At 40.0% G+C, this 14,816-nt stretch carries 17 protein-coding genes and 1 pseudogene; 6 read left to right on the top strand and 12 right to left on the bottom strand.

The genetic code is table 11. The annotated features are described in order from the left end of the window. Positions 1 to 77: 77 nt before the first annotated feature. On the bottom strand, positions 78 to 353 hold the full coding sequence (locus tag P4S61_RS14620; protein ID WP_442961565.1) for a YebG family protein: 276 nt from the start codon (positions 351 to 353) through the stop codon (positions 78 to 80). Between the two features lie 261 nt (positions 354 to 614). Here P4S61_RS14620 and P4S61_RS14625 point away from each other — a divergent pair, with 261 nt between their 5' ends. Then, the gene (locus P4S61_RS14625; RefSeq protein WP_145239286.1) at positions 615 to 911 is read left to right on the top strand and encodes a ComEA family DNA-binding protein; all 297 of its coding nucleotides are present in this window, start codon (positions 615 to 617) and stop codon (positions 909 to 911) included. A 16-nt stretch (positions 912 to 927) separates the two neighbouring features. On the opposite strand, the gene P4S61_RS14630 is transcribed toward P4S61_RS14625, so the two are convergent. The 3 genes from P4S61_RS14630 to nhaB all read right to left on the bottom strand — a co-directional run bounded on the left by P4S61_RS14630 (position 928) and on the right by nhaB (position 3,449). After that, positions 928 to 1,230 (bottom strand): DUF6170 family protein, encoded by a 303-nt coding sequence (locus P4S61_RS14630; RefSeq protein WP_145239283.1) that lies wholly within the window; start codon positions 1,228 to 1,230, stop codon positions 928 to 930. Continuing rightward, positions 1,230 to 1,742, bottom strand: a complete 513-nt coding sequence (dsbB, locus tag P4S61_RS14635) for a disulfide bond formation protein DsbB (protein WP_337118536.1) — start codon at positions 1,740 to 1,742, stop codon at positions 1,230 to 1,232. The genes P4S61_RS14630 and dsbB overlap by 1 nt, the downstream gene beginning before the upstream one ends. A 123-nt stretch (positions 1,743 to 1,865) precedes the next feature. Further along, positions 1,866 to 3,449 (bottom strand): sodium/proton antiporter NhaB, encoded by a 1,584-nt coding sequence (gene nhaB / locus P4S61_RS14640; RefSeq protein ID WP_145239277.1) that lies wholly within the window; start codon positions 3,447 to 3,449, stop codon positions 1,866 to 1,868. Between the two features lie 419 nt (positions 3,450 to 3,868). On the opposite strand from nhaB, the gene fadR reads away from it, so the two are divergent. After that, positions 3,869 to 4,582 carry a fatty acid metabolism transcriptional regulator FadR gene (gene fadR / locus P4S61_RS14645; protein WP_064666576.1) on the top strand — a complete coding sequence of 238 codons (714 nt, stop codon included), beginning with the start codon at positions 3,869 to 3,871 and terminating at the stop codon, positions 4,580 to 4,582. Between the two features lie 19 nt (positions 4,583 to 4,601). Here fadR and P4S61_RS14650 read toward each other — a convergent pair whose 3' ends face one another. Beyond that, positions 4,602 to 4,763, bottom strand: coding sequence for a hypothetical protein (locus P4S61_RS14650; protein ID WP_337118537.1), 162 nt, complete (start codon positions 4,761 to 4,763; stop codon positions 4,602 to 4,604). 91 nt (positions 4,764 to 4,854) lie between these two features. Here P4S61_RS14650 and P4S61_RS14655 point away from each other — a divergent pair, with 91 nt between their 5' ends. Beyond that, positions 4,855 to 5,460 carry a peroxiredoxin C gene (locus tag P4S61_RS14655; protein WP_145239274.1) on the top strand — a complete coding sequence of 202 codons (606 nt, stop codon included), beginning with the start codon at positions 4,855 to 4,857 and terminating at the stop codon, positions 5,458 to 5,460. A 66-nt stretch (positions 5,461 to 5,526) separates the two neighbouring features. Here the strand turns inward: P4S61_RS14655 and P4S61_RS14660 are convergent, their stop codons facing one another. Beyond that, the gene (locus P4S61_RS14660) at positions 5,527 to 8,124 is read right to left on the bottom strand and encodes a TonB-dependent receptor (protein ID WP_337118538.1); all 2,598 of its coding nucleotides are present in this window, start codon (positions 8,122 to 8,124) and stop codon (positions 5,527 to 5,529) included. 190 nt (positions 8,125 to 8,314) lie between these two features. Continuing rightward, positions 8,315 to 8,794 carry an SsrA-binding protein SmpB gene (smpB, locus tag P4S61_RS14665; RefSeq protein WP_064666579.1) on the bottom strand — a complete coding sequence of 160 codons (480 nt, stop codon included), beginning with the start codon at positions 8,792 to 8,794 and terminating at the stop codon, positions 8,315 to 8,317. Between the two features lie 146 nt (positions 8,795 to 8,940). Here smpB and P4S61_RS14670 point away from each other — a divergent pair, with 146 nt between their 5' ends. Together P4S61_RS14670 and P4S61_RS14675 are read left to right on the top strand one after the other, a co-directional pair. Beyond that, positions 8,941 to 9,378, top strand: a complete 438-nt coding sequence (locus tag P4S61_RS14670; RefSeq protein WP_145239267.1) for a type II toxin-antitoxin system RatA family toxin — start codon at positions 8,941 to 8,943, stop codon at positions 9,376 to 9,378. Beyond that, a complete protein-coding gene (locus tag P4S61_RS14675; protein ID WP_145239596.1) occupies positions 9,378 to 9,707 on the top strand; it encodes an RnfH family protein in 330 nt (109 codons plus the stop codon). The genes P4S61_RS14670 and P4S61_RS14675 overlap by 1 nt, the downstream gene beginning before the upstream one ends. Before the next feature lie 60 nt (positions 9,708 to 9,767). Here the strand turns inward: P4S61_RS14675 and P4S61_RS14680 are convergent, their stop codons facing one another. Continuing rightward, positions 9,768 to 10,127 (bottom strand): outer membrane protein assembly factor BamE, encoded by a 360-nt coding sequence (locus P4S61_RS14680; RefSeq protein WP_145239264.1) that lies wholly within the window; start codon positions 10,125 to 10,127, stop codon positions 9,768 to 9,770. 119 nt (positions 10,128 to 10,246) lie between these two features. Between P4S61_RS14680 and P4S61_RS14685 the strand changes: the two genes are divergently transcribed. Further along, positions 10,247 to 10,564 (top strand): GIY-YIG nuclease family protein, encoded by a 318-nt coding sequence (locus tag P4S61_RS14685; RefSeq protein WP_145239261.1) that lies wholly within the window; start codon positions 10,247 to 10,249, stop codon positions 10,562 to 10,564. 37 nt (positions 10,565 to 10,601) lie between these two features. On the opposite strand, the gene P4S61_RS14690 is transcribed toward P4S61_RS14685, so the two are convergent. The 4 genes and pseudogenes from P4S61_RS14690 to P4S61_RS14705 all read right to left on the bottom strand — a co-directional run bounded on the left by P4S61_RS14690 (position 10,602) and on the right by P4S61_RS14705 (position 14,695). After that, the gene (locus P4S61_RS14690; protein WP_337118540.1) at positions 10,602 to 10,880 is read right to left on the bottom strand and encodes a M28 family peptidase; all 279 of its coding nucleotides are present in this window, start codon (positions 10,878 to 10,880) and stop codon (positions 10,602 to 10,604) included. Further along, positions 10,862 to 11,497: a M28 family peptidase gene (locus P4S61_RS14695; RefSeq protein WP_337118541.1), complete on the bottom strand. Its 636-nt coding sequence runs from the start codon at positions 11,495 to 11,497 to the stop codon at positions 10,862 to 10,864. Before P4S61_RS14695 ends, P4S61_RS14690 begins: the two co-directional genes overlap by 19 nt. Positions 11,498 to 11,507: 10 nt before the next feature. Next, entirely contained in the window at positions 11,508 to 12,701 is a 1,194-nt protein-coding gene (locus P4S61_RS14700; protein ID WP_145239259.1) for a tetratricopeptide repeat protein, read from the bottom strand. 81 nt (positions 12,702 to 12,782) lie between these two features. Next, positions 12,783 to 14,695, bottom strand: a pseudogene (locus P4S61_RS14705) (methyl-accepting chemotaxis protein). Between the last annotated feature and the right edge of the window lie 121 nt (positions 14,696 to 14,816).

A 14,816-nucleotide genomic window follows, 5' to 3' on the forward strand; every position in this document is an offset into this window, starting at 1 on the left:
AATTAATTGCCCTTTTTTAGTTAGTTAACTTATGATTTTTTAGCTTGCTTCTTTATCAGTGCTGGCTTTAATAGACGCTACATTTTCTTTTTTACTTTCGCCGTTGGTGCTTTCTGTATTGCCTCTTTGCCGCCTTTAAGTACATTCATAAAGTCGTCTTTACTTTTAGCAATCTCAAGTGCGAGCGATTCGATTTGTTGTTCGCTTAGTGGTACATCAACTTTTTCAAGCATAACCTCAAGCGACTCTGCTATATCAAGCATTTTGTCATACGCGTCAGCTTCTTTTTTAGTAGTAAACGTCATACGCTCGACTCCGTTTCTCTCTACAACATATTTAACAACAACAGCCATGATTTCTCCTGCCAATTTGCTTGGTGAATAACAAGTTCACCTTGATTGATTACTGTTTTTATGTACAGTAATTGTTTATTGGTCTTTTTGCAAGTGAACATTTTTATTTTTTACTATTAGGATTTGACAAAGAGGTACAACTTTACTTTATTTAAATAGTCGCACTTTTTTAGTATGACTTTATTTGGAAGTAGTCCAAAAGTGAAGGCATTAAAGTCAACTATTAATTGAGTCCACGTATGGACATCATGGAGGAGAAACATGAAGTTTTTAACTTTAATAGTCGTAGTGCTTGGCTTGGCTATATCATTGCCTAGTGGTGCCGCTGTAACTAAAACCGAAGCTACTGAAAGTATGGGTAAAGTTCAGTTAGTCAATGTTAATCAAGCAACAGTCGAGCAGCTTACCCAGCTGCCAGGTATTGGTAAATCAAAAGCACAAGCGATAGTTGATTACCGTACCGAGCAAGGCAAATTTAAGTCTGTTGCAGATCTAGCGCAGGTGAAAGGTATTGGCGATAAATTAGTCGCTAAACTGGATGGCAAAGTTACATTTTAAAAAACTACAGGGCGAATTATTCGCCCTGTTCAAATTGCTTTATAGCCTTGCTCAAATAGTGTTTAGAGAATTGAATTTCAACAGGGGTGGTTAACAACGGGTAACTTAACCCAGCCACCAGTAATACAGGAAGTAACAGCCAACCTTCGATATACGCTAATGATAGAAATACTGGGATCAATAAAATCAGCTTTATAATACGCAAACTGATTTTTTGCATTGGAGTTAACATACTCACTGCAATCGCAATTATTTGCTGACGTTGACGTATTTTAAACGATTTTAATTGCGTTACTTGACTTGAAAATAATGCAATCATCACAGCGACTTTTTAATTATTAAACGACTTACTACAACGCTTATCAGTATCAGAGTAAATACCGCAAAAATGATCTCCATCCATGCTGGCATACTTAACCCTGCAAATTGCCAATCGATGTTGCCACAGTCTCCTGTCGCAGCAAAAAAATGTGGCATCCACTCATGTAATGGTAATGGAAAATTAGGCTCGAATTCGCAGCTAAACGCAAAGGGATCGGTTGTCGTTTGCATATCAATATGTTGGCGTGCAATTAAGTAACCCCAAATACTAGCAACTGCCCATGCTGAAAATGCTGTTATACGGCAAATTAAATTGGTTGGTCTGACTGCGCCGACTAACCCTGCGGCTAGTAACCCTAGCATGGCAGTACGTTGATAAATACACATAATGCATGGCTCTAAGCCCATTTGGTATTGGAAATACAATGCGATTAATTCAAAAATAAAAGCGCTAAAAGAGAGTAGTAACCAAGCACTGCGTTGTTGGGCTAAATTTGCTAACCAAGTCATAAAATATCCAGTCTATAATTTGTGGATGAATTATGACTTAGTCATTAAACTACGCGCAAGGATAAATATGATTTGTAACAATAAAAAAGCTGCCGAAGCAGCTTTATTTACTGTTTGGATTATTTAATGCCCAGAACTTCCTATACTTTGTAAGCTTGCACTATGGTGCTCAATCCAGCCCCATTGATAGAATAAATCAGTCATTTCACTTAGGCCAAGATATGTCCCTGCTAAGCCAACAACCGTTAGCACTATGGTATAGGGGAGTGCCATGTAAACCATACGACCGTAGGATAATCGCAATACGGGAGCAAGGGTCGATGTTAGTAAGAATAAAAATGCAGCTTGACCGTTAGGTGTGGCAACACTTGGTAAATTTGTACCGGTATTAATTGCCACCGCTAATAAATCAAATTGATCGCGGCTAATTTGCCCTGCTTTTAATGCTGCCGCCACTTCATTAATATAAACAGTGCCAACAAAGACATTGTCACTGACCATCGAGAGTAGGCCATTTGCGACAAAAAACATAACTAACTGTAATTGCCCTTCAAATGTTAGTACCCAAGTTATTACAGGAGTAAATAAGTGTTGGTCAATAATGACTGCAACGATTGAGAAAAATACACATAACAGTGCAGTAAACGGCAGTGCTTCTTCAAAAGCCTTTCCTAGTTGGTGCTCTTCAATTATACCAGCGGACGCAGTTGCAAAAATAATGACGGATAAGCCGATTAAGCCAACAGTGGCAAGGTGTAATGCTAATGCAATGATCAACCATACAGCAATTAATGACTGAAACATCAAATTAACCTTATCGCGTTTGGTACGTTTGCTATCGAGCTCTTTTGCATGATCAGCTAGTATTTGATGAATCGTCTCTGGTAATTTGGCGCCGTATCCGAACGTTTTTGTCTTTTCAAGTAATATTGTAGTGATAATGCCAGCTATGAATACAGGCATAGTAACAGGCAACATACGCAAGAAAAATTCCCCAAATTGCCAGCTTGCTCGTTCTGCAATAATGAGGTTTTGTGGTTCACCTACCATAGTACAAACTCCGCCAATGGCTGTACCTATCGAGGCATGCATTAATAAGTTACGCAAAAAAGCTCGAAACTCTTCAAGTTCCTGACGATTAACCGGGCGTACTTGATTATCATCGTTAATATCATGTTCGCTAGTGGAATCTTTCCCAGAGGCGACTTTATGGTAAATACTGTAAAAGCCCATGGCGACAGCTATAACCACCGCCATAACTGTAAGTGCATCTAAAAATGCAGAAAGAAATGCCGCCGCAATAGTAAACGCCAAGGAAAGTACTGTTTTACTTCGAACTGACACCACTAGGCGTGTAAAAATATAGAGCAGTAAATCTTTCATAAAGTAGATACCTGCGACCATAAAGATCAGCAGTAAGATTACATCTACATTTTGAACAATTTCATGCTCTACTTGCCCTGCAGTTGTCATGCCTATGAATAGTGCTTCAATCGCAAGTAAACCGCCAGGTTGCAGTGGGTAACATTTCAGCGCCATCGCGAGAGTAAAGATAAACTCTAAAACTAATGCCCAACCAGCCATGTAAGGGTTGATATGAAACAACACAGGGTTAATAGCTAAAAAAGCAATAATTGTGTATTTATACCACTGTGGGGCCGAGCCTAAAAAATTCTTAAAAATTGCATTGAAAACACTCTGTTGCATAGGTGTTCCTTATTATTTTGCATTTAAGTATAACTATTGTTGGTTAAGTTAATGTAGTCTAGCTGTGGTGTAAACAAAAAAGCTATAAACAACATCGAGTACCTTTTATCTGTTATGCGTTCCGCGCTATATTTAGTGTAGCTGAAATAGCTAAATGGGTGTATATAGTGTGCACAATGAAGTTAAAAGTCTATTACTCTTTAGGGTTAATACCTTAATTTAATATCGAAGAACTAGACAATGAAAGAGCAATAAATTAATTTTTATCCATTTTAGAAAACATAGTTAGATAGAGGCTTTAACCTGCTATCGAAGGTGAATTAATGGGGTGACTTTACTTGTTAGTTTGGCTTCATCTGGTACAATCAGTCAGTTAATCGTTAAAAGTAATATTATGTGGTAACTCAAGTGGGAATTGAATGAGAATTTTTAAAGCGAAAAGCCCAGCAGGGTTTGCCGAAGAGTACATTGTTGAGTCAATCTGGAATGGTGATTTTCCTCCAGGTTCTATTCTTCCGGCTGAGCGAGAGTTATCAGAATTAATCGGTGTCACTCGTACAACCTTACGTGAAGTATTACAGCGTTTAGCGCGCGATGGTTGGTTAACAATCCAGCACGGTAAACCGACACGAGTAAATAACTTTTGGGAAACTTCAGGACTTAATATTTTAGAGACCTTAGCGCGTCTTGATGAAGATAAAATGCCCGAGTTAACCGACCAGCTACTTTCTGCGCGAACAAACATTAGCGCTATTTACACTCGTGCAGCCATTAAGCTAGCACCTGATCGCGTGATAGAAATCCTCTCGCAAAGTGATGAGCTTGAAGATAGTGCACAAGCTTTCGCTGATTATGATTACAAGGTACACCATGAGTTAGCTGTTGCAGGTAATAACCGTATTTATGTGCTTATTCTCAATGGCTTTAAAGGTTTTTACTCTAAGATTGGCTGTCATTACTTTTCAGATCCAGGCACGCGTCAGTTAGCGCGTCAATTCTATAAAGATTTAACCATACTTGCTGAGAAACGCGAACATGACGGCGCAATTTCAATGATGCGAAAATATGGTCATCAAACAGGTGAAATTTGGCAAAAAATTCGCGGTGATATGCCTGAAAATATCATGGATTAATACCGCATTTAATATGTAGTTATACCGATAAAAAGCCTGCATCTGCAGGTTTTTTTGTTGCTGTTATTAGTGACAAATAGCGAGTGACAAACAGTCGTTCGCATTTTTCGATGAAGTGAATCGGAAAATACGATTGTTCTTTTAAGTCTTTAGTCTCTAAAATAATTTGATAATTATGCATGTTAGCCCTTGGTATTTACTTTTTAGATCCCATATTAAAGGCAAGCATTGCGTAAGCAATTAAAAGCAAACTCAAATATTTGGAGAATAAAATGGGTGTATTAGTAGGCCGCCAGGCACCAGACTTTACCGCTGCAGCAGTACTAGGTAACGGCGAGATCGTAGATAGCTACAATCTTCACGAAACAATCAAAGGTAAAAAAGCAGTCATCTTCTTTTACCCACTAGATTTTACTTTCGTATGTCCTTCTGAACTAATTGCTTTTGACAAGCGTTATGAAGAATTCCAAAAGCGTGGCGTAGAAGTAATTGGTGTTTCAATCGATTCACAATTCTCACACAACGCATGGCGTAACACTGCTGTTGCAGACGGCGGTATCGGTGCAGTTAAATACGCACTAGTTGCAGATGTTAAGCACGAAATCTGTAAAGCATACGATGTTGAGCATCCAGAAGCCGGCGTTGCATTTCGTGGTTCATTCTTAATTGATGAAGAAGGTAATGTACGTCATCAAGTAGTAAATGACTTACCACTAGGTCGTAACATCGACGAAATGCTTCGTATGGTTGACGCTCTAGCGTTTCACACTGAGCACGGTGAAGTATGTCCAGCTGGTTGGACTGAAGGCAAAAAAGGTATGGATGCAAGCCCAGCAGGCGTTGCTAAGTTCCTTTCTGAAAACGAAAGCGACCTATAATTTAGGTCTTTGTTTTAGAATATGAAAAACCCGCCAATTTGGCGGGTTTTTTATTTAGGGTAGTCGCTAGAAAGCGAATGACACTTTGGTGTAGATATAACGTCCGCGAGGGTTGTGAACCGCGGAAGCATAACCGTATAAATCACCATCACCATCACCAATTGCAAATGGTGGCTCTTCATCAAATAAGTTATTTACGCCAATCAAGATCTTGGTCGATTCGGTAATACGATAAGCCGTTTGTAAATCAACTAAGACTTGTGAATCAACCATTCTTGATGTGTTGCTATCAAAATCGAGGGTGCCATCAAAATCAATATCAGGCGTATCTTCAAACTCACCCACATAGCTGATATTTACATTAGTATTGAATTCACCAAGCTCCCAATTAGTTGAGAACATCCAGCGGTGTTCAGGGTAACCATATTCACCAGTATAATCGCGACCGTCTTTTTCAAACTTGTCTTGATAAGACCATTCTAAGTTGAACTTAAGTAAACCAAGATCATCCAAGGAGTGATTATAATTTGCTGAGAAATCAACACCAGACACTTCCTGCGAAGAGACATTCTCAAAGGTACTATGAATTTTTTGGATCACCCCAAGACTTTGTCCACCTTGTGGCGACAGGCGAACGCAGATGGTACTATTCTGGTTGTTACATTCAGCATCATAAATAGGACCAAAGGCTTGTTCATCAATCTTATTGTCTTGAGTGATACTCCATACATCAATACTGAAACCAAGATCAGCCATAGGTGCCCAAATAAAACCAACGTTCCATGACTCAGATTCTTCGGCTTTTAAATCAGGATTACCAGCAAATTGGATGTTGTAATCGAGTACATCACAATCTTCTCCCGTTGCAGCACAGCGGTAACTATCAATAAAAAACTGACTTTCCTCTGAAGGACCTAGGCCGATTTGTGCTAGTGAAGGGGCTCTAAATCCTTGTGCCCATGAGCCGCGAACAGTAATTTCATCAGTAGGTGCCCAGCGCAGCGCTACTTTAGGATTGGTTGTGGTACCAAAGTCACTGTAATCATCGTAACGACCTGCAAGTTGTAATTCTAAGCTATCAGCTAATGGGATTGAGAATTCAACATAGGCAGCGTATTGGTCCCGCTCAGCGGCAGCAGAAACGGACTCAGTACCAAAAATTAGACCACGTTGAAATTGATCATCAGGGATATCACTGACGTCCTCTTCGCGGTACTCAATACCAGCCGCCATCATCACGACACTGTCACCAAAACTAAACGCTTCGCCGGTAATGTTGGCATCAAATGAGGTCATATGTGATTCACCACGGCGAACTAAGCTGGTGGTAATACGATTTATTACATCTGGATCATTATAAGTGCCGCCAAATGGGTTGTAGTTGCCAGCATTTATTTCTCGTTGTAAAAAGTCAGTTCTTACCCAGCCTTGAGTACGATCACCGGTTTGCATTGATTTACTTCGACCTTTTTGTACAGCTGCTTCCCAGCTCCAATCGCTAATTTCACCACGAAGACCGGCAACAAAGCGTAACGTATCTGATTCTATATCCCACTGACGGGCACCTGCATCCACGGTACGATAGCGACCAATCTCAATATCTTTACCAAAAGGATTGTTTGGATGACTGCCTGGAACTGTTAATCCCGCATCTTCGTCTAGCGGTGTCGGTGCACCTGCAGCAATCGAGGTATTATGCTGCATGGCCATTTCCAGAAAGGCTGTAATGCCGTTATCAAAGTTGTATTCAAATTGTGAAATAGCACCAACTCGCTCAGAAGCAGGGGCAATATAACCAAATGGACCATAATCAAATAAGCAGCTGCCGCTAGATGTGGCACTTTCAGCTGGGCAATCAGGATCGATAGTTTTTACGCCGTCAACATAGAAATAACCAGGGAATCCGCGAGATGAACGGAAATCTTCACCACCATTCGCGGCTTGATTAGCAGTGCCTAAGCGGCCCATTTCATCTGATGATAAAGAGGTGTTTTTAAAGTAATCGATGATCACAGACGCACTGCTTTTTTCGTTTGAGGTACCCCAAACTATGCTTGCTGAAGTTTCTTCATAGTTAGGGCCGTCAGTACCACCATAACCTAAATTAACTTCTAAACCATCGATGTCTTTTTTCAAAATAATATTCACCACACCTGCAACGGCATCGGAACCATAAATTGCAGAGGCACCATCTTTAAGAATATCAATACGTTCGATAGCAGAGACCGGAATACTGTTAATATCAACAAATGAGTTAGTGATACTCTCAGCAAATGCGCTTATAGCTACTCGACGGCCATTAATTAACACAAGCGTTGCATCTGCGCCAAGACCACGAAGCGACACTGCCGCAGAGCCATTGGCCGTAGAGTCTTGGTTGTTGCCGCGAGTAGAAAAAGTACCATTACCAGCAGCAGGCATTCTTTCTAGTAATTGTTGTAGATTGTCATAGCCCATATTATCGATATCGGCGCGACTAATTGATTGTACTGGGGAAGGGCCTTCAATATCTGTTCGCTTTATTCTAGAACCAGTCACTTCAATACGTTCAACTTTTTTTGCTTCGTCCGCAGCAAATGATTGAGAAGTATAACCCGCTGTTGAAAGTGCAAGTGTTACACAAGCGATTAGCTTAGGTTTAAATGGGAGTGTTCTGTTCTTCATCCTTAAATCCTCGTTGTCATGTTAATTTTATCTGGTTAAATCAACCAGTAATATCAATATCATGTAAATGAATTGTTGTCAAATCGTTTATTTGGATTGTGTACTATAATTTATACAGTTGCGGGGATTTAGGGGCTGAAAAATAAAAACGCCTAACAGGGTTAGGCGTTTTTGAGGTTGTTTAGATAGATTAAACTTTGTGCTTCATTAACCGTTCTTTTTCGCGAGACCAGTCTTTGTTTTTACCGTCTTCACGTTTGTCATGCATTTTTTTACCCTTACCGAGGTGGAACTCAAGTTTCACCCAGCATTTTTTCCAATACATGGCAGTGGCGATTAATGAATAGCCATCGCGCTCAGTCGCACCGACTAAGCGATCTAGCTCGCGTCTGCTTAATAATAACTTGCGATAACGTAATGGATCGCAAATAACATGGGTTGAAGCACTATTGAGAGGCTGTATTTGACTGCCAAGCAAAAACGCTTCGCCATTTTTAAGGTGAATGTATGTTTCAGAGATGTTTACTTTACCAGCTCGGATACTTTTTACTTCCCAGCCTTGTAGTTCAACACCAGCCTCAAACTTGTCGTGTAAAAAATACTCATGACGCGCCTTTTTATTTAGCGCGATAGTATTACTTGTCGATTTAGATGAATTTTTCTTAGCCATAGTGGCCCATATTATACGTAAAGCTCTGCTTTTTACATCGATTTTTTATTTTTGCTAATAAAAAAGTGTTTGTAAATAAAGCGCCATGAAAGTTTGGGGAAAAACGCAAAGCTTGCTAAAATTCGCCCACACAGTTGGGAGTGAGTATGCCACAAATAGAAAAAAGTGCGCTAGTAATGTATAGCAGCAAAGAAATGTTTGATTTAGTCAATGATGTGGATGCTTATCCTGAATTTTTACCCCATTGCTCGGATGCAAAAATTATTGCACAGCAAGGTAATACCATGACAGCAAGTTTGGAAATTTCCAAAGCGGGTATAAAAAAATGGTTTACTACTGAAAACACCTTTTTAGATGACAATACAGTAACATTGCGCTTAGTTGATGGACCATTTAAAGCCTTGCAAGGGCGTTGGCATTTTCAAGTGTTGGATGACAATGCATGTAAAGTTCAGCTACAGCTTGAGTTTGAATTTGCGAGTAAATTAATTGAACTTGCGTTTGGGCGCGTATTTAACGATGTTGCAAAAAACATGGTGAATGCATTTACTCAACGCGCTAAACAGGTATATGGACTGCGATGATGATAAAAGTTGAAGTTGTGTATGCATTACCTACCACGGCAACGTGTTTGCTTGTTGAAGTACCTGTTGGTACAACGGCAGAAAATGCCGTGATGCAATCAGGTATCCTCGCTAAGTGCCCTGAAATTGATGGCTTAGCATTAACCTTAGGAATATGGAACCGTACCTGCAAGCTTACGCAAGTGCTTGAGGATGGCGATAGAATTGAAATTTACCGTCCTTTAATTGCTGATCCTAAAGACGCACGACGAAAACGTGCAGAAAAAGCTAAAGACGAAGGTCGTGCTAATAAAATTACAGGTGGGCGACCGCTTGATAAAGCTAAATAATAGCTCAAACAAAAAAGGTTAGCTGTTGCTAACCTTTTCGTAATTTACTGAACTGGAGCGTTATTGCTCAAGCGGTGTATTAAACTCTGCGGGTTGTTCATAGTCACCACTGAGCGATACCAATTTTTCATTTTCAAAATTAATAGTCAGTGATTTACGTTGTTCGTTATCACGGCCAAGGTTAAAAGAATATAAGTAATGCCACGTGTTTTTATCGAAAGCGTCTTCTGCAACAGGTTTACCTAATACATAAAGAACTTGCTCACGGGTCATATTGATACGAAGCTTGTCAACATCGGTTTGTTCTAAAAAGTTACCTTGTGGGATGTTGATACGATAAACCCAGCTAGAACAACCGGCGGTTGCACTTAAGGTCAGAGCAACGATAAACCAAAGAGAAAAAGTTTTTAACGACTGCATTGTTTGTTTGGATCCTTATTTTTTATAAACTGCATGATACCGATTAGTCACCTAAGGTAAAACCCTTTTGAGTAATTGTTTGTGACTTAATTTTTACTATCGATGTTTGGAGCGTAATTTTGACCTCAGAGTCCGCTAAAAGTTTAACTACTACTGAAAATACTATGACAACTAAGATCTCCACGTGGTCACTTTATATTGTACAAACACGTTTAGGGCATTGGTACACTGGGATCAGCACGGATGTGGCAAAACGATTTGCCGCACATCAAGCGGGCAAAGGGGCTAAAAACTTAAAGGGGAAGGGGCCACTGACTTTAATATATCAATGTGAAGTCGGTTCTCGCAGTGAAGCCACCAAGCTTGAGATAAAAATTAAACGCTTAAGTAAGGCACAAAAGCGAGCGTTTGTTAGCTCTGGGATTTTGCTAACCTGAATTCAGTTTAAAATATATTTACTATCTACAATTTAGCTCAAAGAGTGTTGATATCGTTTATATCAAGTTGGCTAATAAATGCGGCAATATAATTAACTGCGTCAATATAAAGCGCTTGGTCAATATTACTTAGTAGGTCGGAACTCTTATGATGGTGGGGATCATGACCCATACCAAAGTAAATATAAGCAATTCCGGCTTTAGCAAACGCATAATGGTCGCTTGCTCGGCGCCAATCAATACTATCTCCGAGGGTCATTCTGTTCATTGTGGTTGATGAACTAGCTACTTTTATCTTTAAATTATGCTCAGGCACCTGCTGTAGTTGTGCTTGTAAAGCACTGCGTTGTGCATGTGAGACAAAGGCATATAAGATTTTTTTGGCGGTTTTACTGCTAACATATCTAAATTAATGTTTAGCACGGTTACGCTGTCGTCGATTTGCAATTGACTAACAAAATATTCAGCTCCATGTAAACCATTTTCCTCTGCGTCAGTAGCAACAAAACTAAGTTGGAAAGGCAGATTTGTGTGTGCGAAGCGTTGCGCTAGGAATAACAAGGCACTGACGCCACTGGCATTATCGTTTGCGCCTGCATATAAAGTGTTACCACGCATACCTAAGTGATCATAATGAGCGGTAATTACCAAATGAGTCTTGACTAAGTGCGGTGGTTTTAAAGTCGCAACGACATTTTGCCCCGTTGCTTTTGAAGACCAGCCATGGCTGTAACTAAACGGCTGTAATTGCGTATTGTAACCGAGCGTTTGCAGTCGCGTACTAATGTATTGGGCACTGATACGCGCGCCATCTGTATTGGTTTTTCTACCGCTTAGAGCCTTAGAGCTTAGATGCTTCAGATCATCGATCAGCTGTTGCTGCGCGCTGCTATTACTTTGGCAAAATGTTGAAAAGCTGAGGCTCAATAGCAAAATAAAATAGTTAATGATTAATTACTCGCGCGGTCATGTCACTTAGTGCCTGTAATTTATTTTGATAACGTTGCTTATCATGGTCAAAATCGGCATGTTTATTAGCCAAACGTAATTGGCGATACGCTTGCTTAAAATCACCTAACTGATAATAAGTGCGGGCAAGACCAAAGTAGCTATCATGAATATTATCATCAATTCTTTTTGCTTTATTGAAATGCTTGATGGCATCTTGATAGTTTTGTCCAAGGTATGCGTTATTTCCTAATGACACATGATAATACGGATTACTTTGGCGCTTCAAATCAAGTTTATATAAAATCTTGTCGGCCAGCTCAGGACGGTCGGTGAGTTGATACAGTAAAGCTAAGTTACCCAGTGCTGTATTGTTGTCGTTATTAAGCAGCAAAGCATAATTATAGGCTAATTCGGCGTTATCATACTGAGAATCAAGGCGAAGTAATACGGCTAAGTTACCCCATGCAGCAGAGTAATATTTATCTGCTTTTGTTGCCGCTAAAAAGTAGCTATAGGCTAAATCATAATTTTGATTGAGCATTGCCGCTGCCCCTTTATTGTTATAAAACATCGCGGTAATTCGTTGTTTGCTGATGGGGGTCGTCTGAAATTTCTCACCTCGCGAGTTCGGATCAAAATCAATCACTAATGAGGTTTTTGCGTCATACACATAAGTCACATTAGTGTGGTTATTACGACGCTGTGTGACGATCAAATTAATATGCCCAGTCAATAAGTTATAGCCTTTATTTAGCGCCCAATACTCAGGAATATGAACCGTTTGAAATTGCCCCTGCATGCCTAAATATTCCGCAATACTATAGGCCAAAATCGATAATGATAAACAGTTAGCATTTAAATCTCGGTAGGCTTGATTGGCGGTTAGGGTAGCCCCTGCTTGATATAGTAAGGATGCATCGCCATTTTCTAACAAAAAGTTTAGTAATTTTCGAGTTGTGTTTAAATTGTGTTTAGTACTTGGGAAGGCTGCATCGAGTTGTTGTGTTATTGTATCGCTTAAGGTAAAAATCTGTTCACTACTTTCCACCGGGTAAAGCGTGAAAGATTGGTTTTCAGTGACTGGTGGAGGGATGAGTATTGTTTGATTACTCACACTGGTACAGGCAGAGATACTAAAAAGCAGCACAATGACTGCTAACTTACAAAACCGCGTTAGTATTGTCATAATCATACCCCAACTAATTACTGACTTATTAAGTTTAGTCTGTTTTTTAGTCGAGGTAGATGTTAAATGTTACAAACTGTGTCAGCACTTTTCAAAGGTGGCGACTAAACTTGCTAAGGTTTGTGCGCTGGTTGCAAGTCCTTTGATCGCCTGCTCGGTATCAATTTGTTCTCGCATTGCCATATCGCTGATCTCACTAATTTGTTCAATATTACGGCCGACGTCAGCAACCACACTACTTTGCTCTTCAGTAGCTGTTGCAATCAAGGTTGCCATATCATTAATTTCATTAGCGGTATTGGTAATGGCATCAAGCAACTGCACAGAGCTTTGCATTGTTGCTACGCTGTACTGAGCTTTATCTTTGGACTGGGCAATATGTTCAACCACATTGGTAGCTGTTTTCGCGAGCTCTTCAATCATTGATTGAATTTCAGTCGTTGATTGTGACGTACGGTTGGCTAAGGCTCGTACTTCATCCGCAACTACGGCAAAGCCGCGGCCATGTTCACCAGCACGTGCTGATTCAATTGCTGCATTTAGTGCTAATAAATTGGTTTGCTCTGAAATACCACGAATAGAGTCAACAATACTGGCAATAGTCTGGGTTTTATTAGCAAGCTCAGTCACTTGTCCCGCAATTGTGTCAATATCACTGGCTAATGCGGTAATACTTTGTTGGCTTTGCACTACTTGCTGGTGGCTCTGTAATGTATTCGCTTTACTATCTTCGGTCAGTTTTGCGGCAGTTGCGGCGCTGTGGGCAATTTCTTGCACTGTCGCGCCCATTTCGTTGATTGCTGCTGCAACAGAGATAGTCTGCTCTTTTTGGTTGTCCATTGCCTGTGAGTTACGTTTGGCTTGAGTAAATACCTGATCTGAGCTTTGACGAATTTCTAAACTTTCGTGGGAGACTTGCGCAATAGCGGTTTCAATTTTATCAATGAATTGGTTAAAACCATTCGTTAATGCTAATAGCTCAGGCTGGTCACTGTGAGGTAAACGATAAGCTAGATTGGCATCACCAGACCCTAAACGAGTAAATAACTCTGCCATTTTTGATAGCGGTGAAGCTAACGAACGAGCCAGTAAAAAACTAACGATACATGCCAACAGCGCAATTGCGATAGCAAAACTTAAAATTTGCCATTGTAAAGTGGTGATCCCGCAAACACTTCTGCTTTTGGTACTTGTGCAACCACATAGAGTTGAGTGTTTTTAATTGGACTCGCCGCAAGGAAAAAAGTGTCGCCATTGAGTTCGACTTCTTGCAAGTTAAATTCATTGCTTGTTAATAATTGACCACTTACTTGATGACCATACAAGCTATCTAGATTTGTTTTTTCTACTTTATTAACGTCTTGATGGAGTTTAATTACGCCTTTATCGTCAGTAATAAATACAAAGCCAGTCTGCTCGATAGTAAATTTATTCAGTAGTGCCTGCATATCATCAATACTTTTTGCCAGTCCGGTTAAGCCGATGCCATTGATCTGTTGATGATTAACAAACATTTTTGTGTCGCCATTAGGCTCTTGATATAAGCTAATAGAGTAAGCTTGGTTGGCGTTTTTAAAATCAAAAAACCAGCCATCTTGCTGCCGATCTAATACTCTTAAAAAGCCATCTTGATTCCAGTACTGCGCGGTATCGCGATTTGCCCATGATGCGGTTGCTAAGCCGTATTGTTTTACCAGACGATTTAATTCTTTGATTAAAACGTCATCATTGTTATCACGACTATTTGCCCACGCGAGTATAAAATGATTACTTGATACTTGTTCTGCCGCACTGAGTAATTCATTGATCTCTAAGCTTATATAGTTATTGATTGCGTGTAGTTTACTGGGCAACTCAGATTGTATCATCCGTTGTTCGATAATGGTTTTGGCGGATAACAGCGCCGTAATGCCAATTAAGCTGGCGACTGACAAGGCAATAGCGATCCCTAAAATAGTGATCTTACGTGTGATACTAAGACTTTTATACGGCATTGTGGGTACTGACTTTACAAATTATGAGGGTATTTTAGCATGTTTTTTTCATACAGTTCATCATCTAATAGAGTAAGTACTCAGTTTATAATTTACGCTAAGGCGTCTTTAGGCAAATTAA

The sequence above is a fragment of the Pseudoalteromonas sp. B160 genome, assembly GCF_037162485.1.
GTDB classification, from domain to species: Bacteria; Pseudomonadota; Gammaproteobacteria; order Enterobacterales; family Alteromonadaceae; genus Pseudoalteromonas; species Pseudoalteromonas rhizosphaerae.

Coding starts and splice junctions, on each gene's coding strand:
- P4S61_RS14620 (WP_442961565.1), bottom strand. CDS start 353: ATGGCTGTTGTTGTTAAATATGTTGTAGAGAGAAACGGAGTCGAGCGT.
- P4S61_RS14625 (WP_145239286.1), top strand. CDS start 615: ATGAAGTTTTTAACTTTAATAGTCGTAGTGCTTGGCTTGGCTATATCA.
- P4S61_RS14630 (WP_145239283.1), bottom strand. CDS start 1,230: ATGATTGCATTATTTTCAAGTCAAGTAACGCAATTAAAATCGTTTAAA.
- dsbB (WP_337118536.1), bottom strand. CDS start 1,742: ATGACTTGGTTAGCAAATTTAGCCCAACAACGCAGTGCTTGGTTACTA.
- nhaB (WP_145239277.1), bottom strand. CDS start 3,449: ATGCAACAGAGTGTTTTCAATGCAATTTTTAAGAATTTTTTAGGCTCG.
- fadR (WP_064666576.1), top strand. CDS start 3,869: ATGAGAATTTTTAAAGCGAAAAGCCCAGCAGGGTTTGCCGAAGAGTAC.
- P4S61_RS14650 (WP_337118537.1), bottom strand. CDS start 4,763: ATGCATAATTATCAAATTATTTTAGAGACTAAAGACTTAAAAGAACAA.
- P4S61_RS14655 (WP_145239274.1), top strand. CDS start 4,855: ATGGGTGTATTAGTAGGCCGCCAGGCACCAGACTTTACCGCTGCAGCA.
- P4S61_RS14660 (WP_337118538.1), bottom strand. CDS start 8,124: ATGAAGAACAGAACACTCCCATTTAAACCTAAGCTAATCGCTTGTGTA.
- smpB (WP_064666579.1), bottom strand. CDS start 8,794: ATGGCTAAGAAAAATTCATCTAAATCGACAAGTAATACTATCGCGCTA.
- P4S61_RS14670 (WP_145239267.1), top strand. CDS start 8,941: ATGCCACAAATAGAAAAAAGTGCGCTAGTAATGTATAGCAGCAAAGAA.
- P4S61_RS14675 (WP_145239596.1), top strand. CDS start 9,378: ATGATAAAAGTTGAAGTTGTGTATGCATTACCTACCACGGCAACGTGT.
- P4S61_RS14680 (WP_145239264.1), bottom strand. CDS start 10,127: ATGCAGTCGTTAAAAACTTTTTCTCTTTGGTTTATCGTTGCTCTGACC.
- P4S61_RS14700 (WP_145239259.1), bottom strand. CDS start 12,701: ATGACAATACTAACGCGGTTTTGTAAGTTAGCAGTCATTGTGCTGCTT.